We start from the raw sequence: 19,330 nt of genomic DNA on the forward strand, positions 1-19,330 counted from the left end.
TCAAGCGTGCTTGATTTTTCTTACCGGTACTGACACCCTCGCATCAAGCGCGAGGAGGCGACTGCTGTGGTGGATCTCGGACCGATCTTGAGCGATCTGGCCGCCGAAGGCCAGTCACTGGACGACGTCGTGAGCGACGTCGCGGTGGACTGGCGCATCGCGACCCCGGCCGAGGGCTGGACGATCGCGCACCAGATCGCCCACCTCACCTGGACCGACGCCAAGGCCCTCATCGCGGTCCGCACGCCCGACGATTTCGGTGCGGAACTCAAGCGCGCACTGGCAGCCGGGGAGACCTACGTGCACGACGGCGCGCTGGAAATCGCGGAGAAACCGCGTGCGGAACTACTGGCCGAATGGCGCGCCGGGCGCGCGGATCTGGCGGCGGCGCTCGCCGAGGCGCCGCCGGGCACCAAGTTCCCCTGGTACGGCCCGCCGATGAGCGCGGCATCCATGGCGACCGCGCGGCTCATGGAGACGTGGGCACACGCGCAGGACGTGTACGACGCGCTCGGGCTGGAACGCGAGCCGACCGACCGGATCCGGCACATCGCGCGCTTCGGCGTGCGCACCCGTGATTTCGCGTTCTCGGTCAACTCGCTGGCCCCACCGACCGAGGAGTTCCGGGTGGAACTGCGCGCACCCAGCGGCGAGTTGTGGGCCTACGGGCCCGAGGACGCGGCGCAGCGCGTCACCGGGTCCGCGCTGGACTTCTGCCTCGTCGTCACGCAGCGACGGCACCCGGACGACACGCATCTCGTCGCGGAAGGGCCGGAGGCGGCCGAGTGGCTCGGCATCGCGCAGGCGTTCGCCGGCCCGCCCGGACAAGGCAGGAAGGCAGGGCAGTTCGAGTGAGTTTCCGCGTCGGCAACGCGTCCGGCTTCTACGGCGACCGGTTCGCCGCGGTGCGGGAGATGCTCACCGGCGGCCCGCTCGACGTGCTGACCGGCGACTATCTGGCCGAGCTGACCATGCTCATCCTCGGCCGCGACCGCCTGAAGGATCCGGCCCGCGGGTATGCGAAGACGTTCCTGCGGCAGCTGGAGGAAAACCTGGGGCTGGCCAAGGACAACGGCGTCAAGATCGTGACCAACGCGGGCGGGCTCAACCCCGCCGGGCTGGCCGACGCGATCCGCGAACTGTCCGGCCAACTCGGGCTCGACATCGCGGTGGCACACGTCGAGGGCGACGACCTCCTCGCCCGCGCCGACGCACTCGGCCTCGGGAAACCGTTGACGGCCAACGCCTATCTCGGCGCCTGGGGCATCGTCGAATGCCTGAACGCGGGCGCGGACGTGGTGGTGACCGGCCGTGTCACCGACGCCTCGCTCGTCGTCGGCCCCGCGGCCGCGCACTACGGCTGGCGCCGCGACGACTACGACGCGCTCGCCGGGGCGGTCGCGGCCGGGCACGTCATCGAATGCGGCGCGCAGGCCACCGGCGGCAACTACTCCTTCTTCACCGAGCACGACCTGGGCACGCCCGGCTTCCCGATCGCCGAGATCGAGGCCGACGGGTCGAGCGTGATCACCAAGCACGACGGCACCGGAGGAGTGGTCACCGTCGGCACCGTCACCGCGCAGCTGCTGTACGAGATCACCGGCGCCCGCTACGCAGGACCGGACGTCACGACCCGGTTCGACACCATGACCCTGGAGCACCAGGGCCGCGACCGCGTGCGCATCAGCGGCACGAAGGGCGAACCGCCGCCCCCGGCGCTCAAGGTGTGCCTCAACGCGCTGGGCGGTTTCCGTAACGAGACCACGTTCGTGCTGACCGGGCTCGACATCGAGGCCAAGGCCGCGCTCGTGCGTGAACAACTCGAATCCGCGCTCAAGGACAAGCCGCCCGCGCAGATCCGGTGGACACTGGCCCGCACCGACCACGAGGACGCCGACACCGAGCAGCGGGCCAGCGCCCTGCTGCACTGTGCGGTCAAGGACGCCGATCCGAAGGTCGCCGGGCGGGCGTTCAGTGGCGCGGCGATCGAACTGGCACTGGCCAGCTACCCGGGTTTCCACGTCACTGCGCCGCCTTCGGACGCCTCGCCCTACGGCGTGTACACGGCGTCCTATGTGGACTCGACCGAGGTGCCGCACGTCGCGGTACTTCCGGACGGTTCGCGGGTCGACATATCGCCCGCCGGGGAAACGCTCGCCTTGTCCGATGTGGATGATCCGGCGCTTCCGGAACCGCTGACGGGGACGACTCGCCGCGCGCCGCTCGGTGCCGTCGTCGGCGCCCGAAGCGGGGACAAGGGCGGCGACGCGAACCTCGGCGTGTGGGTGCGCACCGACGAGGCCTGGCGCTGGCTCGCGAACGCGCTGACCGTCGAGGAGTTCCAGCGGCTGCTTCCCGAAACCGCGGACCTGCGGGTGCGCCGTCACCTGCTGCCGAACCTGCGCGCGGTGAACTTCGTGGTCACCGGACTGCTCGGCGAGGGCGTCGCGTCACAGGCGCGCTTCGACCCGCAGGCCAAGGCGTTCGGCGAATGGCTGCGGTCCCGCCACGCCGAGATTCCCGAGGTGCTGTTGTGAGCGAGCTGCGCGAACTCGTCCGGCGCTTCACCGAGAACGAGGTGCTGCCGTATCTGGACGACTGGGAACGCGCCGGCGAGCTGCCGCGCGAACTGCATCGCAAGGCGGGCGAGATCGGCCTGCTCGGGGTGTCGTTCCCGGAGAGCGCCGGCGGAGGCGGAGGCAGCTACCTCGACGCGATCGTCGTCGCCGAGGAAATGCTGTACGCGGGCGGGTCCGGCGGGCTCATCGCGTCCCTGCTCACCAACGGCATCGCGGTGCCGCACATCGTCGCGGCCGGCGACCGGGCCCAGATCGACCGCTGGGTCAGGCCGACACTGGCCGGGGAGCTGATCGGCTCGCTGGCCATCACCGAACCCGACGGCGGCTCCGACGTCGCCTCGATCCGCACCACCGCCCGCCGCGAAGGCGACCACTACGTCGTCAACGGGGCGAAAACCTACATCACCTCCGGCTGCCGCGCGGACTTCGTCACCACCGCCGTGCGCACCGGCGGACCGGGCGCGCACGGGATCTCGCTGCTGGTCGTGGAGCGCGGTACGCCGGGCTTCACGGTGAGCCGCAAGCTGGAGAAGATGGGCTGGCACTGCTCCGACACCGCCGAACTGTCCTACGTGGACGTGAAGGTGCCCGCGGAGAACCTGGTCGGCCCGGAGAACAGCGGGTTCATCCAGATCGCGACCCAGTTCGTGACCGAGCGGGTTTCACTGGCCGTGCAGGCCTACGCGCACGCGCAGCGCGCGCTGGAGCTGACGCTGGACTGGTGCCGCCTGCGGGAGACGTTCGGCCGCCCGCTCATCTCGCGGCAGGTGGTGCAGCACAAACTGACCGACATGGCCCGCAAGATCGACGTCGCCCGGGTGTACACCCGAAGCGTCGCCGAACGGTACGTGGCGGGCGAGGACGTGATCGCCGAGGCGTGCTTCGCGAAGAACACCGCGGTCGAGGCGGCCGAATGGGTGGTCAACGAGGCGGTGCAGCTGCACGGCGGCCTCGGTTACATGCGGGAGTCCGAAGTGGAGCGGCACTACCGGGATGTCCGGCTGCTCGGCATCGGAGGCGGGACCAACGAGATCCTCACGGGTCTCGCCGCGAAACGATTGGGGTACACGGCTTGAGCGTCTTTCGATCCTCTGTGGACTCCTCGGGAGAGGAGTTCGCCGCCAACCGCGAGGCGATGCTGGACAAGCTCGCCCAGCTGGAGTCCGAGCACGCCAAGGCCATCGCGGGCGGTGGCGAGAAGTACGTCGAGCGGCACCGCAAACGCGGCAAGCTGCTGGCCCGCGAACGCATCGAACTCCTGCTGGACGAGGACTCGCCGTTCCTCGAACTGTCCCCGCTGGCCGCGTGGGGCACCGACTACCAGGTCGGCGGCAGCGTGGTCACCGGCGTCGGCACCGTCGAGGGCGTCGAATGCCTGATCGTCGCCAATGATCCGACCGTCAAGGGCGGTTCGACCAACCCGGCCGGGTTGAAGAAGGGTTTGCGTGCCGCCGAGATCGCTGCCGAGAATCGGCTTCCCACGATCAACCTGGTCGAGTCCGGCGGCGCGGATCTGCCCACACAGAAGGAAATCTTCATCCCGGGTGGGCGGACGTTCCGTAACCTCACCAACTCCTCGGCCGCGCGGATCCCCACCGTCGCGCTGGTGTTCGGCAGCTCCACCGCGGGCGGCGCGTACCTGCCCGGCATGTCCGACTACGTGGTGATGGTCGCCGAACGCGCGAAGGTGTTCCTCGGCGGACCGCCGCTGGTCAAGATGGCCACCGGTGAGGAGTCCGACGACGAATCCCTTGGTGGCGCGGAGATGCACGCGCGCACGTCGGGACTGGCCGACTACCTCGCGGCCGACGAGCAGGACGCGATCCGGCTGGGCCGCAGCATCGTCAAGCGGCTCAACTGGCACAAACTCGGGCCGTCGCCCAAGCCGGACTACGACGAGCCGATGTATGACGCCGAGGACCTGCTCGGCATCGTGCCCGGCGACCTCAGGGTGCCCTTCGATCCGCGCGAGGTGATCGCGCGGATCGTGGACGGATCCGACTTCGACGAGTTCAAACCGCTCTACGGCACGAGCCTGGTGACCGGCTGGGCGAACCTGCACGGCTATCCGGTCGGGATCCTGGCCAACGCGCAGGGCATTCTCTTCAGCGAGGAGTCGCAGAAGGCCACGCAGTTCATCCAGCTGGCCAACCAGAACGACACCCCGCTGATCTTCCTGCACAACACCACCGGCTACATGGTCGGCAAGGAGTACGAGCAGGCGGGCATCATCAAGCACGGCGCGATGATGATCAACGCGGTGTCGAACTCGAGGGTGCCGCACCTCTCGGTGCTGATGGGCGCCTCCTACGGCGCCGGGCACTACGGCATGTGCGGGCGCGCGTACGGGCCGCGCTTCCTCTACGCCTGGCCCAGCGCCAAGTCCGCGGTGATGGGGCCGCAGCAGCTCGCGGGCGTGCTCTCGATTGTGGCGCGCGCGTCCGCCGAAGCCCGAGGCCAGGTCTACGACGAGGACGGGGACAAGGCCATGCGCGCCATGGTCGAGCAGCAGATCGAGGCCGAGTCGCTGCCGATGTTCCTGTCCGGGATGCTCTACGACGACGGGATCATCGACCCCCGGGACACCAGGACCGTGCTCGGGCTGAGCCTATCCGCCATCCACAATGGACCGATCAAGGGCGCCGAGGGCTACGGCGTCTTCCGGATGTGAGCGCCGTGATCACCAATATCCTTGCCGCCAACCGGGGCGAGATCGCCAGCCGGGTCTTCCGCACGTGCGCCGAGCTGGGCATCGCCCGGTCCGCGGTGTTCTCCGACGCCGACGCGGGCTCGCCGCACGTGGACGACGCCGACGCGGCCGTCCGGCTGCCGGGCGACGCGCCTTCGCAGACCTATCTGCGCGTCGATCTGCTCATCGAGGCCGCGAAGGCCACCGGTGCGGACGCCGTGCATCCTGGATACGGCTTCCTGTCGGAGAACGCGGCCTTCGCGCGCGCCGTGCTCGACGCCGGGCTGACCTGGATCGGCCCGCCGCCCGAGGCGATCGAGACCATGGGCTCCAAAGTGGAGTCCAAGCGGATCATGGATGCCGCCGGGGTACCGGTACTGTCCGAACTGGACCCCCCCGAGGTGACCGAGGCGGAACTTCCCGTGCTGGTCAAGGCTTCCGCCGGGGGCGGCGGCCGCGGCATGCGCATCGTGCGCGCGCTCGCCGAACTGCCCGGTGCGGTGGAAAGCGCGAAGGCCGAGGCCGCCTCCGCGTTCGGCGATCCGACGGTGTTCTGCGAACGCTACATCGAGACCGGACGGCACATCGAGGTGCAGGTCCTGGCCGATCAGCACGGCACCGTGTGGGCCGTGGGCGAGCGCGAATGCTCGATCCAGCGGCGGCACCAGAAGGTCATCGAGGAGGCGCCGTCGCCGCTGGTCGACGGGCCCATGCGCGAGAAGCTGTTCGACGCGGCGCGCAAGGCCGCCGGGGCGATCGGGTACGTGGGCGCGGGCACCGTCGAGTTCCTCGCCACCAACGATGGCAGGTTCTACTTCCTGGAGATGAACACCCGGCTGCAGGTCGAGCATCCGGTCACCGAACTGGTCACCGGCCTCGATCTGGTCGCGCTGCAGATCCGCGTCGCCGAAGGGTACGAGCTGCCCGCCGAACCGCCGGAAACGACGGGCCACGCGATCGAGGTCCGGCTCTACGCCGAGGATCCCGCCGCGGACTGGCAGCCGCAGACCGGCACGCTGCACCGGTTCGAGATCCCCGGGGACGTGCGCGTCGACAGCGGGGTGCGCGACGGTTCGGTGATCGGTGTGCACTACGACCCGATGCTCGCCAAGGTCATCGCGTGGGCGCCGACCCGGGCCGAGGCCGCGCGCAAGCTCGCCGCCTCGCTGACCGCCGCGCAGCTGCACGGCGTGCGCACCAACCGCGATCTGCTGGTGAACGTGTTGCGGCACAACGAGTTCCTCGCCGGGAACATCGACACCGCGTTCTTCGACCGGCACGGGCTTGCGGCGTTGTCGGCTCCGCTGGGCGACGAACGGCTCGCCGCGATCGCCGCGGCCTTCGCCGACGCGGCGGCGAACCGGGCAGGAAAGCGCTTCCCGGGCGGCTGGCGCAACATCCGCTCGGCGCCCCAGCGCAAGCGCTACCTGGTGGGAGACAGCGAATACGAGGTCGCCTACACCGGCGATCGCGTCGAAGGCGAGGACATCACGCTCGTGCGAGCGACGCCGGAGCAGGTCGTGCTCGACGTGGCCGGTGTACGGCGGAGCTTCGATGTCGGCCGCTATCCCGGGCTCGTGTGCGTCGGTCCGGTCGCGCTCGCGCCGGTGCCACGGTTCACCGAACCCGGTTCGGCCCTGGCCGCCGGCTCGCTCGTCGCGCCGATGCCGGGCACGGTGCTGCGGATCGCGGTGGAGTCCGGTGCGAGCGTGCGTGCCGGGGAGCCGTTGCTGTGGCTGGAAGCCATGAAGATGGAACACAAGATCACCGCACCCGCCGACGGCGTGGTCGCGGAACTGCCGGTGTCGGTGGGGCAGCAGGTCGAAATGGGGGCCGTGTTGGCCGTAGTGAAGGAGCAGCAGTCATGACGTTTACCGAATCCGAAGAGCGCCAGGCGCTGCGCAAGGCGGCGGGCGATCTGGCCCGTCGCTACGGCCACGAGTACTACTCGAAACTCGCCCGCAGCGGCGGGCACACCACCGAACTGTGGAACGAGGCCGGGCGCCTTGGCTACCTCGGCGTCGCGGTACCCGAGGAGTACGGCGGTGGCGGCGCGGGCATCGGCGATCTGGCCGCGGTGTGCGAGGAGTTCTGTGCCGCCGGCACGCCGATGCTGCTGATGGTCGTGTCCCCGGCGATCTGTGCGACCGTGATCGCCCGATTCGGCAAGGACGAGCAGAAGAAGCACTGGCTGCCCCGGTTCGCGAGCGGTGAGGCGCGCATGTCCTTCGCCATCACCGAGCCCGACGCGGGCTCGAACTCGCACAAGCTCACCACGACCGCCCGCAAGGACGGCGCCGACTGGATCCTCAACGGACGCAAGGTGTACATCTCCGGCGTGGACGAGGCCGAGGCGGTGCTGGTCGTCGGGCGTACGGAGGACGCCAAGACCGGCAAGCTCAAGCCCGCGCTGTTCATCGTGCCCACCGACACGCCGGGTTTCGAGTACAAGCAGATCGAGATGGACCTCGTCTCCGCGGACAAGCAGTTCCAGCTCTTCCTCGACGACGTCCGCCTGCCCGCCGATGCGCTCGTCGGTTCGGAGGACGCCGCGCTGGCGCAGTTGTTCGCCGGGCTCAACCCGGAGCGGATCATGGCGGCGTCGTTCTCCGTCGGTTTGGCGCGCTACGCCCTGGAGAAGGGCACCGCGTACGCGAAGGAGCGCAGCGTGTGGGGCACGCCGATCGGCGCGCACCAGGGACTGGCGCATCCGCTGGCGACGGTGAAGATCGAGATGGAACTGGCCAAGCTGATGACGCAGAAGGCCGCCGCGCTGTACGACTCGGGCGACGACATGGGCGCGGGCGAGGCGGCGAACATGGCCAAGTACGCGGGCGCCGAGGTCGCGATCAAGGCCGTCGACACCGCGATCCAGGTCCACGGCGGCAACGGCCTGGCCACGGAGTACGGACTCGGTACCCTGCTCGGTGCGGTCCGGGTCGGCCGGATCGCCCCGGTGAGCCGGGAAATGGTGCTGAACTTCGTCGCCCAGCATTCGCTCGGCCTCCCGAAGTCCTATTAGGAGCTGGTTATGTCCACTTTGGCGGGTAAGACCCTCATCATGTCCGGTGGCAGCCGGGGTATCGGCGAGGCCATCGCGGTGCGAGCGGCGCGGGACGGCGCGAACGTGGCGCTGCTGGCCAAGACCGCCGAGCCGCATCCGAAGCTGCCGGGCACGATCTACACCGCGGCCAAGGCGATCGAGGACGCGGGCGGTTCGGCGCTGCCCGTCGTGTGCGACGTGCGCGAGGACGACGCCGTGGCCGCCGCGGTCGCGAAGACGGCGGAGACCTTCGGCGGCATCGACATCGTCGTCAACAACGCCAGCGCGATCGACCTTACGCCGACCGAGCAGGTCAGCATGAAGCGTTACGACCTGATGCAGGACATCAACGCGCGTGGCTCGTTCCTGCTGTCGAAGCTGGCGATCCCGCACCTGCGCCGGGCGGGCAACGCGCACATCCTGACCCTGTCCCCGCCGATCAGTCTCGACCCCAAGTGGTTCGTGGCCGGGCATCTGGCCTACAGCATCGCCAAGTACTCGATGAGCCTGGTCACCGTCGGGCTGTCGGCGGAGCTGCGTGAGGCCGGGATCGCCGCGAACTCCCTGTGGCCCCGCACGACCATCGACACCGCGGCGATCCGCAACGTCGTCGGCGCGGAGCTGGCGAACCGGTCCCGCACGCCGGAGATCATGGCCGACGCCGCGTACGCGATCCTGACCAAACCGAGTACCGAGGTCACCGGGCAGTTCTTCATCGACGACGAGGTGCTGCGCGCCGAGGGCGTCACCGACTTCGCGAAGTACCGGCTCTGCGAACGGGAATCCGACCTCGAACTCGACTTCTGGGTGGAGGGGCGGCCCTGAGCACCCCGGCACGGGAACCGCAGCAGGAACGCAGCCGCACCACGCGGCGGCGGCTGATCGAGGCCGCCGTCGAATGCCTCGGCGAGCACGGCTGGAGCGGCACGACGGTGGCCGTGATCGCCCAGCGCGCCGGGGTGTCGCGTGGTGCGGCGCAGCACCATTTCCGCACGCGCGAGGAACTGGTGACCGCCGCGGTCGAGTACGTCGGCGCCGAGCAGGTCACGCGGCTGCGGGAGTACGCGGGCCGGCTGCCGTCGGGGGAGTCGCGGATCGAGCCCGTGGTCGACATGTTGCTCAACCTCTATACCGGCCCGATGTTCCGTGCCGCGCTGCATCTGTGGGTCGCGGCGTCGGCGGACGAGGCGCTGCGGTCGGTGCTGGCGCCGCTGGAGGCGCGGGTCGGGCGCGAGGCGCACCGGGTCTCGGTGGAGCTGCTCGGCGTGAACGAGTCGCATCCGGGGGTGCGGGAGATGGTGCAGGCGACCCTGGACCTCGCGCGTGGCCTGGGTTTGGCGAACCTGCTCCGCGACGACGCGCGCCGCCGCGCGCGGATCGTGCGGCAGTGGGCGCGCGTGCTGGGCACGGCCTTACCGGAACCGGGCAGCGCCATAACACGTCCTACCGACATCACAATGCCTACCCCGTAGTTAACGCTAATGGAGCAGTCTGCGATAACAGGGTGTAGTAGATGTTGGCCCGAGGGGGTTGATTCCGGTGTCGGAGGACTTGTCGCATCGCGCGCTGGCGATGCTGAGGGCGGTCGCGGAGGGCCGCGCGGTGATGTCGAGCAGCTGTGAGCCGGACCTGTTCATCGACGGGGTGCCCTGCTGCGACCAGATGACCGCGCACATACTCGCGCATCGCGGGTTCCTCAAAACCGCCGCCGACGGGTTCACCGCCGAGCTGACCGCGGGCGGCCGCGCCGCCATCGGGCTGACCGTCGCCGCCTGACGACCGTCAGCGCGGCTCGCCGATGTCCTCGAACCACAGCTCGGGGCGTCGCTCGATGAACTCCGTCATGAGCGCGACGCACTCCGGATCCTCGAGCAGGGTGATGCCGACCCCGTTCTCGGCGAGCCAGTCGTGGCCACCGGAGAACGTCTTCGCCTCGCCGATCACCACGTGCGGGATGCCGAACTGGCGCACCAGACCACTGCAGAACCAGCACGGCGACAGTGTGGTGACCATGACCGTGTCGCGGTAGTGCGGCCGGCGCCCGGCGTTGCGGAACGCCGCGGTTTCGGCGTGCATCGACGGATCGTCGTCCTGCACCCGCCGGTTGTGGCCCCGGCCGAGCAGTTCGCCGTCCACAGTGAACAGAGCGGCACCGATCGGCACCCCGCCCTCGGACTTGCCGAGCAGGGCTTCCTCCCTGGCGACGGCGAGCAGCACGGCGGGATCGAGGCTCATGGGCCGAGCCTAGAGGAAGAAGGCGCGGATATCGCCGCTGAGCAGCTCCGGCTGTTCCATCGCCGCGAAATGCCCGCCGCGGTCGAACTCCGTCCAGTGCGTGACGGTGTTGAACTCCTCGGCGAAGCGCCGGATCGGCAGCAGCAGATCGCGCGGGAACACCGCGACGCCGGTGGGCGTGGGCGAGGGCCGCGGCGGCGTGACCCACACGCGCAGTGCCTCGCGGTACAGGCGCGCCGACGAGCCCGCCGTGCCGGTCAGCCAGTACAGCATCACGTTGGTCAGCATCTGATCGCGATCGACCGCGTCCTCCGGCGCGCTCGCGGAATCGGTCCACTCCCGGAACTTCTCCACGATCCACGCGAGCTGCCCGGCCGGTGAGTCGTTGAGCCCGTAGGCCAGCGTTTGGGGCCGCTGGGACTGGATGGACGCGTAGCCGGACAGCTCCCGCTGGTACCGCTTGCGCTGCGCCAGCCGTTCCCGCTCGGTGTCGTCGCGGGGTTCGGCGTCGGCGGGCTGTCCGGGGACCGTCGTCAGGTGCACGCCGACGACGTGCTCGGCGTCGATCCGGCCCAGTTCGCGGGTGATCGGGCCGCCCCAGTCGCCGCCGTGGGCGCCGTAGCGCCGGTAGCCGAGACGGCGCATCAGCTCGGCCCACGCGCGTGCGATCCGGTCCACGTCCCAGCCCGGCTCGCTGGTGGGGCCGGAGAAGCCGTAGCCGGGGATGGACGGGATCACCAGGTCGAAATCGGCCGACAGCGGTTCGATCACGCGCAGGAACTCCACGACCGACCCCGGCCAGCCGTGCGTGAGCAGCAGCGGCAGTGCGCCCTGCGTCGCCGCGCGGATGTGCAGGAAGTGCACGCGCTGGCCGTCGATCTCGGTGGTGAACTGCGGATGCGCGTTGAGCGCGGCCTCCTGCGCGCGCCAGTCGTAGCCGTCGCGCCAGTACCCGGCCAGCTCCTTGAGGTAGCCGAGCGGAACGCCGTAGCTCCAGCCGAGGCCGGGCAGTTCGTCGGGCCAGCGCGTGTGGTCGAGGCGCCTGGCGAGATCGTCCAGCTGTGCCTGCGGGATGTCGACGCGGAGCGGGGTGATCGCGGTCATGGGGTCACGGTAGCGGTGACGGGTGACAAGCCCGGAGGTTACCGACCGCTTAGTATGTGCTGTAGCGTAGGCGGCATGGCGAAGCGGCCAGACCTGATTCAGACGGTGGCGCCCAGCATGCGCAGCACCAGGTCCGCGTACTCGCGGCCCAGTGCCTTCGGCGTCTTGCCGACGCGGTCGCTGTACCAGCGCGCCACGTCCACGCCGAGCGAGAGCACGGCGCGTGCGGCCGTGCGCAGGTCGCCCACGGTGAACGAGCCGTCCTCGACCCCGGCCGCGATCACGTCCCGCACGTGGTTCTCGATGCGCCGTCGCAGGTCGGTGACCACGGCGTACTCGTTCGCGGGCAGCGCCTGCAGTTCGTACTGCACGACGCGGGCGACCGTGTGCCGCCGCGCGTGCCAGGCCACGAAGTCCTCCACGATCGACCGCAGCTTCTCGCGCGGGGTTCCGTCGCGCTCGACGACGCTCTCCACGAGTGCGAGGGTCTGTTCGTGGCCGCTCTGGCTGATGGCGAACAGCAGCGCGGCCTTCGACGGGAAGTGCACGTACAGCGCGGCGGGGCTCATCCCGGCCGCGCCGGCGATGTCGCGGGTGGTGGTCGCGTGGTAGCCGCGCTCCGCGAAGGACTCGACCGCGGCCAGCATCAGGCGGCGGGCGGCCTCGGGCTGCACATCGGGCCAGAGTTCGGCGGACAGCGTGGTGGTCACGTCGGGATCCTCCCAGGAGCGGGCCAGTCGAGGTCGTGGCCGTGCTACAGACAGTGTAAGCGGGCGCTTAGCAGCGTCCAGGAACGGACAGGAGCAGCACAGTGAACTCGTTCAAGGGCCGCGTGGCGATCGTCACCGGGGCGAGCCGCGGAATCGGTCTCGGCATCGCCCGCGAGCTGGTGCAGCGTGGCGCGAAGGTGTGCATCACCGCGCGCAAGCCCGAGCCCCTGGCCGAGGCGGTGAACGAGCTCGGCGGCAAGGACGTGGCGATCGCGGTGCCGGGCAAGGCCGACGACGCCGAGCACCAGCAGGAGGCCGTCGCCAGGACGATGGAGGCCTTCGGCAGGCTCGACATGCTGGTCAACAACACCGCCATCAACCCGGTCTACGGTCCCATCGTCGACGTCGATCCCGCGGCGGCGGCCAAGATCCTCAACGTGAACGTGCTCGCCCCGCTGGCGTGGATCCGGCAGGCGCGGGACGCGTGGATGGGGGAGCACGGCGGCTCGATCGTCAACGTCGCGTCGATCGCGGGACTGCGGGCGTCGAGCGGGATCGGCATGTACGGCGTGAGCAAGGCCGCGCTGATCCGCATGACGATGGAGCTCGCGGTCGATCTCGGGCCGAACATCCGCGTCAACGCGGTCGCGCCGGCGGTGGTGAAGACGAAGTTCGCGACGGTGCTGTACGAGGGCAAGGAGGACGAGGTGTCGGCCGCCTACCCGCTCAAGCGGCTGGGCGTGCCCGAGGACATCGCGGGCGCGGTCGCGTTCCTGCTCTCCGAGGACGCCGGATGGATGACCGGCCAGACGCTGGTGCTCGACGGCGGCGTGACGCTGGGCGGTGGGCTGTGAACCTGGACGACGCGGGTGTCGTGATCACCGGCGGCGGCGGCGGGATCGGCGGTGCGCTGGCCCGGCGCTTCGCCGCCGCCGGTGCGCGCGTGGTCGTGGCGGATCTGGATGCCGAGGCGGTCGAGCGCGTCGCCCGCGAGGTCGGCGGCGTCGCGGTCGTGGGCGACGCCGCGTCCGAGGACGGGGTTTCGCGGCTGATCGAGCGGGCGAAGGCCGAGCTGGGCGAGATCGAGCTGTTCTGCGCCAACGCCGGGGTCGCGCCGCACGGAGGGCCGGAGGCGCCCGAGGACGCGTGGGCGCGCGCGTGGGAGATCAACGTGATGGCGCACGTGCGGGCGGCGAAGCTGCTGCTGCCGGACTGGCTGGAGCGCGGCCGGGGGCGTTTCCTCGCGACGGTGTCGGCCGCGGGCCTGCTCACCATGCTGGGCTCGGCGCCGTACTCGGTGACCAAGCATGGCGCGCTGGCGTTCGCGGAATGGCTGTCGGCGACCTACCGGCACCGGGGGATCACCGTGCAGGCGGTGTGCCCGCAGGGGGTGCGGACGAACATGCTCGCCGGTACCGGCAGTGGTGGCCAGCTGCTGATGGCCGGGTCCGCGATCGATCCGTCCGATGTGGCCGATGAGGTGATGAAAGGCCTGGCGGACGGGCGTTTCCTGATCCTGCCGCATCCGGAGGTGCGCGAGTACTACGAGACCCGCGCGACGAGCACCGACCGCTGGCTCGGCGGCATGAACAAACTGCAGCAGAAGATCGAAGCGCTGCCGAAATGAGGCGGCGTGCCGTGCGATCCCTCACGGCACGCCGACGCGGTCGCCGAGGTGCAGGCGCAGCATCGCCGCGCGTGCCCAGGACGGGGGGCGTCCGCGTACCGAACCCGCGATCATCACGGCGAACGCCAGCGGCACCGCCCACGGCGCCGGCCGGGCGACGAGCACCGCGAACCAGCCGGGCAGCGGCGGGCCGAACAACGCCACCAGGATCGAGCCGGACACCGTCACCAGCCCGGTCAGCACACCCGCGATCGCGCCGGGGGCGGTGAGCCGGGGCCACCAGATGCCCAGCACCAGCAGCGGGCAGAACGTCGCCGCCGCGACGGTGAACGCCCACGTCACCAGCACGTCGGCGTCCAGCGGCGCCGCCGGCAGCGCGAGCAGCACCACCCCGGCCGCGGTGACGAGCACCGTGGTCCGCAGGGTGCGCAGGCCGCCGGTCATCAGATCGTGCGCCGTCGCCCCGGAGATCACCAGCAGCAGCCCGAGCGAGGTGGCCAGGAACGCCGCGAACGCACCGGCCGTGAGCAGCCCGGTGAACGCCGTCCCGGCGCCGCCGCTGTCGACCTGGCTGGGCAGCGCGACCACCGCGGTGTCGGTCGCCCCGGTCAAATACAGTTGCGGCACAAGGACTTTCCCCAGCAGCCCGTAGATCCCCGGCACCAGGTAGAACACGCTGAGCAGGCACACCGTGATCGCCGCCGTACGGCGTGCCGAGCGGCCGTCCGGCGTGGTGTGGAACCGCATGATCACGTGCGGCAGCCCCATCGTGCCCAGCACCGTCGCGAACAACACGGACAGCGTGCCCAGCAACGGGTAGCCGTCGACGTCGAGCAGCGGCCGTTCCCAGCCCGGCGCGCCCGGCAGCCTGCCGCCGTTCGCCTCGGGCACCGCCGCTCCTGCCGGGAACTCCAGCCGGGTCCCGGAACCCACCGACAGGTCGCCGGGCGGGTAGAAGTGCGACACTCCCTCGGCGTTCCGGATCTGTGTCGGCTCGCGCAGCCGCAGCGTGACGTCGGCCTCGAACGTCACGGCGGTGTCCTGCGAGAAGTGGGTGAACTCGACCGGATGCACGGCCTCGTGCCGCACCCCGGCACCGACCGTGGCGAGCAGCCAGATCGCGGGCACCACGAGCAGAACCAGCTTGAGCACGAACTGGAACGCCTGCACATACGTCGCCGCCCGCATCCCGCCGAGCGCCAGCGTCACGCTCACCGCCACACCCGCGATCACCACGCCCACCCAGTACGGCGTGCCGCTCACCACGCTGAGCACGAGACCCGCGGTGCGGAACTGCGGCACCAGGTAGACCACGCCGATCACCAGCACGGCGATCGCGGTCAGCCGCCGCAGCGCGGGCGAACCCAGCCGCGCCTCGGCGAAATCGGGCACCGTCAGCGCGCCGGAACGGCGCATGGGAGCCGCGACCAACGCCAGCATCGCGACGTATCCGGCGGTGAAACCCACCGGATACCACAGAGCCCCGATCCCGTCCTTGACGACCATTCCCGCCACACCGAGGAACGACGCGGCGGAGAGGTACTCGCCGGACACGGCGGCCGAGTTGAGTACGGGGGAGATCCGCCGTGAGGCAACGAGAAAATCCGAGGTGGTGCGCATCGCCGCGACCCCGCGCACCCCGATGAGCAAGGTCATCAGCACGACCGGCAGCACCGCGAACGCGACGATCACGGCTCGTCCTCCAGCCGCTCCGCACGCCGCAGCTGCCACAGCGTGAGCGTCACCATCACGGGGAAGGGCAACGCGCCCAGCATCAGCCAGGACAACGGCATTCCCAGCAGCCGCAGGTGATCCAGCCCCGGCACGAACTTGAACAGAACGGCCACCCCGCACAGGAACCCGGCCAGTGCCGCGAGCAGCAGCAGCGCCCGGCCGCGCTGGCGGCGGTAGAGCCACGAGGCGTGGCTGGTGTCGGCGCCGTCCAGCCGGGGCGGCCGCCACGGGCCGTTCGCCCGCCGGTGCCCGCGGGCGAGCCTGGTCTGCGGGCTGGTGACCGCGACGCGCTTGGTGCGGGTCACCGGCCCAGCTCACCGCGTTGCGCCGCCTGCAGCAGGCGGTCCCGCAGCTCGCGTGCGTGCCTGCGGCTGACCGGGACGTCGCCGGAATCGGTGTGCGCCAGCACGCCACCGACGGAATCGCTGCGCAGTTCGCGCACCGCGTTCAACGCGACCAGGAAACCGCGGTGCACGCGGACGAAACCGCAGTCCTCCCAGTAATCCTCGAGCCGCGAGATGGGCATGCGCACCTCGTGCACGCCGTCGGGTGTGTGCAGCCGGACGTAGTCGCCGTGTGCCTCGACGAAGCGGACCTCGTCCCTGCGCACGTAGCGGGTGCGGCCCGCCGCGTCGACCGCGAGCGCGGGCATGGTGTCCGGTGTGGACGTTCGGCCGTCGTCGTGTTCCACCCGCAGCGCGTGCACCATCCGGTTCACCTTGGTCAACGCGGCCGCGAGGCGTTCGGCGCGGATCGGCTTGAGCACGTAGTCGACCGCGCCGACCCCGAAGGCGCTGACCGCGTGCCTGTCGTAGGCGGTCACGAACACGATCACCGGCGGATGGGACAGCTTTCCCAGCAGCGCGGCCAGTTCGAGTCCGTCGAGGCCCGGCATCGCGATGTCGAGGAACGCCGCGTCGAACTCGCCGGCCTGGATGTTGCGCACGGCCGACAGCGGATCCCCGACCGCGGTCACCTCGCCGACCTCCGGGCAGTCCCGCAGCATCCGGCTGAGCTCCTCCAGTGCCGGTGGCACGTCGTCGACGGCCAGCACGCGTAACCCCGTCATGGCATCACTCCAGGTTGGAACCGGGGCACTCGCACGATCACCTTCGTGCCCGCACCCTCCGCGGTCTCCACGACCAGCCCGAACCACGGCCCGTACACCGTGCGCAACCGACGGTCCACATTGGCCAGTCCGAGACTGCCGTTGCCGGCCCGTCCGGCGAGGATCTCCCGTGCGAACTCGGGGTCCATTCCCACGCCGTCGTCCTCCACGCTGATCACGCAGTCGGTGCCTTCCGCCTCGCCACGGACGTGCACGGTACCGGTGCCCGATCTCGGCTCGATACCGTGCCTGATCGCGTTCTCCACCAGCGGTTCCAGCACCAGGTAGGGGACCGCGACGGCGAGCACCTCGGGGGCGACCCGGATCTGCACCTGCAGCCGTTCGCCGAGCACCGCCTTCTGCAGCGCGAGATAGGTCTCGATCGCGTGGAACTCCTCCGACAGCATCGTGAACTCGTTGTGTTTCGCGAGGCTGTAGCGCGTGTAGTCGGCGAAATCGAGCATCAGTTCGCGGGCACGGTCCGGTTCGGACTTCACCAGCGCGGCGATCACGGTGAGTGCGTTGTAGACGAAGTGTGGGGAGATTTCCGCGCTCAGCGCACGGAGTTCGGCCTGCGCCACCTGATCGGCCGAGGCCTCGAGCTTCCCGCGTTCCAGCGCGTGCTCCACCAGCACGGCGACCTCGCGCACCGCGGCGGCCTGGACCTCGCCCGCGACCAGTAGCACGCCGCCGAGCTCGTCCCTGACCTGTAGCGGAACGGCGATCAGCGTCGGTTTTCCTTGTGTAGTCTCGTGGTGGAGCGCATCGCGGACGATCGCGGCGACCGTTTCGTCCCGTTGGGTACGCCCTGTCCAGAATGTCGCACCCGCCAGATCGGCGAATCCGGCCGCCTCCGCGCCGAGGAGTCTGCGGATGCGGCGCAGCGCGCGAAGCGCTCGAGGGGTGTCGAGGCCGCCCTTGACGTCACGGGTGATCCGGCGCGATCTCGCGAGGATGCTCGCGAGATCGCCGCGTGCCGTGCGGACAAGCATCGCAGCCACCCATCGTCGTCGGCGGTCGGTCATCGATTGTATGCCGACGTTCGTCAACCGTTCGTCCCGGTATCGCTACCGTCTGTCGCGGACCCGGTGACCGGAGGCACAACGGCTCTTATCGTCGCCAACCGCGACGACGCGTGGAATGGGAGCCTGCATGAGCAATGAGGCATTGTCGAACCTGTTGACCGAAAACAGGACCTTCCCGCCGGATGACCGTTTCGCCGCCGCGGCCAATGCCACGGCTGAGTGGTATGAGAAGGCGGATGCGGACCGGGATGCGTTCTGGGCTGAGCAGGCGGAGCGGTTGCACTGGGACACGAGGTGGTCTCGGGTGCTGGATTGGTCGGGGGCGCCGTTCGCGAAGTGGTTTGTCGGCGGGAAGTTGAACGTCGCCTACAACTGTGTGGACCGGCATGTGGAGGCCGGGCATGGGGATCAGGTGGCGATTCACTGGGTGGGTGAGCCGGGCGATCGGCGTGATATCACCTACGCCGAGCTCAAGGACGAGGTGTGCCGGGCCGCCAACGCCCTGCTCTCCCTCGGCGTGACGGCCGGGGACCGGGTGGCGATCCAGCTGCAGATGGTGCCCGAAGCCATCGTCGCGATGCTGGCGTGTGCCCGGATCGGTGCGATGCACAGTGTGGTGTTCGGCGGGTTTTCTCCGGCGGCGTTGCGTTCTCGCGTGGATGACGCGGAGGCGAAGGTGGTGATCACTTCTGATGGGCAGTATCGGCGGGGTAAGGCGGCGCCGATGAAGGCCAACGTGGATGAGGCTTTGGCGGGTGCCGCGTCGGTGCAGAAGGTGATCGTGGTGCGCCGCACCGGGGATGAGGTGCCGATGGATGTGGCGCGGGATGTGTGGTGGCACGACCTGGTCGAGGGCCAGTCGGCCGAGCACACGCCGGAGGCGTTTGATTCCGAGCATCCGTTGTTCATTCTCTACACCTCGGGTACGACGGGGAAGCCGAAGGGGATTCTGCACACCTCGGGGGGTTATCTGACGCAGGTGGCCTATACCCATCATGTGGTGTTCGATCACAAGCCCGGGGAGGATGTGTATTGGTGCACCGCGGATATCGGGTGGGTGACCGGGCACTCCTACATCGTGTATGGGCCGTTGGCGAACCGGGCCACGCAGGTGGTGTATGAGGGCACTCCGAACACTCCGCACGAGGGCCGGCATTGGGAGATCATCGCCGAGCACCGGGTGTCGATCTACTACACCGCCCCCACCCTGATCCGCACGTTCATGAAGTGGGGCGAGGACATTCCCGCCCGCTACGACCTGTCCAGCCTGCGGGTGCTGGGCAGTGTGGGTGAGCCGATCAACCCCGAGGCGTGGATGTGGTATCGCGAGCACATCGGCGCGAACCGCACCCCGGTGGTGGACACCTGGTGGCAGACCGAGACCGGGGCGATCATGATCTCCCCGCTGCCCGGGGTGACCGCCACCAAACCCGGCTCCGCGCAGAAACCGCTGCCGGGGATCTCGGCCAAGGTCGT

At 69.9% G+C, this 19,330-nt stretch carries 19 protein-coding genes; 12 read left to right on the plus strand and 7 right to left on the minus strand.

The window, feature by feature from the left end; all coding sequences use genetic code 11:
- Positions 1-66 precede the first annotated feature (66 nt).
- From HFP15_RS12955 to HFP15_RS12995, 9 genes are all read left to right on the plus strand, one after another.
- Complete coding sequence (locus HFP15_RS12955) at positions 67-855, plus strand: TIGR03084 family metal-binding protein (RefSeq protein ID WP_168515032.1); 789 nt, start codon at positions 67-69, stop codon at positions 853-855.
- Positions 852-2,537 carry an acyclic terpene utilization AtuA family protein gene (locus HFP15_RS12960; RefSeq protein ID WP_168515034.1) on the plus strand — a complete coding sequence of 562 codons (1,686 nt, stop codon included), beginning with the start codon at positions 852-854 and terminating at the stop codon, positions 2,535-2,537. Before HFP15_RS12955 ends, HFP15_RS12960 begins: the two co-directional genes overlap by 4 nt.
- Positions 2,534-3,655 carry an acyl-CoA dehydrogenase family protein gene (locus HFP15_RS12965; protein ID WP_312871564.1) on the plus strand — a complete coding sequence of 374 codons (1,122 nt, stop codon included), beginning with the start codon at positions 2,534-2,536 and terminating at the stop codon, positions 3,653-3,655. The genes HFP15_RS12960 and HFP15_RS12965 overlap by 4 nt, the downstream gene beginning before the upstream one ends.
- Positions 3,652-5,250, plus strand: a complete 1,599-nt coding sequence (locus HFP15_RS12970; RefSeq protein ID WP_210717138.1) for an acyl-CoA carboxylase subunit beta — start codon at positions 3,652-3,654, stop codon at positions 5,248-5,250. The genes HFP15_RS12965 and HFP15_RS12970 overlap by 4 nt, the downstream gene beginning before the upstream one ends.
- Before the next feature lie 5 nt (positions 5,251-5,255).
- Positions 5,256-7,136 carry an acetyl/propionyl/methylcrotonyl-CoA carboxylase subunit alpha gene (locus HFP15_RS12975; protein ID WP_168515038.1) on the plus strand — a complete coding sequence of 627 codons (1,881 nt, stop codon included), beginning with the start codon at positions 5,256-5,258 and terminating at the stop codon, positions 7,134-7,136.
- Positions 7,133-8,290, plus strand: a complete 1,158-nt coding sequence (locus HFP15_RS12980; protein ID WP_168515040.1) for an acyl-CoA dehydrogenase family protein — start codon at positions 7,133-7,135, stop codon at positions 8,288-8,290. The genes HFP15_RS12975 and HFP15_RS12980 overlap by 4 nt, the downstream gene beginning before the upstream one ends.
- A gap of 9 nt (positions 8,291-8,299) precedes the next feature.
- Entirely contained in the window at positions 8,300-9,136 is an 837-nt protein-coding gene (locus HFP15_RS12985; RefSeq protein ID WP_168515042.1) for an SDR family oxidoreductase, read from the plus strand.
- Positions 9,133-9,783 (plus strand): TetR/AcrR family transcriptional regulator, encoded by a 651-nt coding sequence (locus tag HFP15_RS12990; RefSeq protein WP_168515112.1) that lies wholly within the window; start codon positions 9,133-9,135, stop codon positions 9,781-9,783. The genes HFP15_RS12985 and HFP15_RS12990 overlap by 4 nt, the downstream gene beginning before the upstream one ends.
- Positions 9,784-9,883: 100 nt before the next feature.
- A complete protein-coding gene (locus HFP15_RS12995; RefSeq protein ID WP_210717196.1) occupies positions 9,884-10,087 on the plus strand; it encodes a hypothetical protein in 204 nt (67 codons plus the stop codon).
- 6 nt (positions 10,088-10,093) lie between these two features.
- Here HFP15_RS12995 and HFP15_RS13000 read toward each other — a convergent pair whose 3' ends face one another.
- The 3 genes from HFP15_RS13000 to HFP15_RS13010 form a co-directional block, all read right to left on the minus strand.
- Positions 10,094-10,546 carry a nucleoside deaminase gene (locus HFP15_RS13000; protein WP_168515045.1) on the minus strand — a complete coding sequence of 151 codons (453 nt, stop codon included), beginning with the start codon at positions 10,544-10,546 and terminating at the stop codon, positions 10,094-10,096.
- Positions 10,547-10,555: 9 nt separating this feature from the next.
- On the minus strand, positions 10,556-11,650 hold the full coding sequence (locus HFP15_RS13005; protein ID WP_168515047.1) for an epoxide hydrolase family protein: 1,095 nt from the start codon (positions 11,648-11,650) through the stop codon (positions 10,556-10,558).
- A 98-nt stretch (positions 11,651-11,748) separates the two neighbouring features.
- On the minus strand, positions 11,749-12,360 hold the full coding sequence (locus HFP15_RS13010; RefSeq protein ID WP_168515049.1) for a TetR/AcrR family transcriptional regulator: 612 nt from the start codon (positions 12,358-12,360) through the stop codon (positions 11,749-11,751).
- A gap of 101 nt (positions 12,361-12,461) precedes the next feature.
- On the opposite strand from HFP15_RS13010, the gene HFP15_RS13015 reads away from it, so the two are divergent.
- Together HFP15_RS13015 and HFP15_RS13020 are read left to right on the plus strand one after the other, a co-directional pair.
- Positions 12,462-13,214 (plus strand): SDR family oxidoreductase, encoded by a 753-nt coding sequence (locus HFP15_RS13015; RefSeq protein ID WP_168515051.1) that lies wholly within the window; start codon positions 12,462-12,464, stop codon positions 13,212-13,214.
- On the plus strand, positions 13,211-13,987 hold the full coding sequence (locus HFP15_RS13020) for an SDR family oxidoreductase (RefSeq protein WP_312871565.1): 777 nt from the start codon (positions 13,211-13,213) through the stop codon (positions 13,985-13,987). Before HFP15_RS13015 ends, HFP15_RS13020 begins: the two co-directional genes overlap by 4 nt.
- Positions 13,988-14,008: 21 nt before the next feature.
- Here HFP15_RS13020 and HFP15_RS13025 read toward each other — a convergent pair whose 3' ends face one another.
- The 4 genes from HFP15_RS13025 to HFP15_RS13040 are packed head-to-tail and all read right to left on the minus strand — an operon-like array spanning position 14,009 to position 17,821.
- Positions 14,009-15,679 (minus strand): sodium/solute symporter, encoded by a 1,671-nt coding sequence (locus HFP15_RS13025; RefSeq protein WP_168515055.1) that lies wholly within the window; start codon positions 15,677-15,679, stop codon positions 14,009-14,011.
- Complete coding sequence (locus HFP15_RS13030; RefSeq protein WP_168515057.1) at positions 15,676-16,026, minus strand: hypothetical protein; 351 nt, start codon at positions 16,024-16,026, stop codon at positions 15,676-15,678. The genes HFP15_RS13025 and HFP15_RS13030 overlap by 4 nt, the downstream gene beginning before the upstream one ends.
- On the minus strand, positions 16,023-16,790 hold the full coding sequence (locus HFP15_RS13035; protein ID WP_168515059.1) for a LytR/AlgR family response regulator transcription factor: 768 nt from the start codon (positions 16,788-16,790) through the stop codon (positions 16,023-16,025). The genes HFP15_RS13030 and HFP15_RS13035 overlap by 4 nt, the downstream gene beginning before the upstream one ends.
- Positions 16,787-17,821 carry a sensor histidine kinase gene (locus tag HFP15_RS13040; RefSeq protein WP_168515061.1) on the minus strand — a complete coding sequence of 345 codons (1,035 nt, stop codon included), beginning with the start codon at positions 17,819-17,821 and terminating at the stop codon, positions 16,787-16,789. Before HFP15_RS13040 ends, HFP15_RS13035 begins: the two co-directional genes overlap by 4 nt.
- Before the next feature lie 160 nt (positions 17,822-17,981).
- Here HFP15_RS13040 and HFP15_RS13045 point away from each other — a divergent pair.
- Positions 17,982-19,330 (plus strand): acetate--CoA ligase (locus tag HFP15_RS13045; RefSeq protein ID WP_168515063.1); only part of this gene is annotated, 1,349 nt, incomplete at its 3' end.

Source organism: Amycolatopsis acididurans (assembly GCF_012328925.1).
GTDB lineage: Bacteria > Actinomycetota > Actinomycetes > Mycobacteriales > Pseudonocardiaceae > Amycolatopsis_E > Amycolatopsis_E acididurans.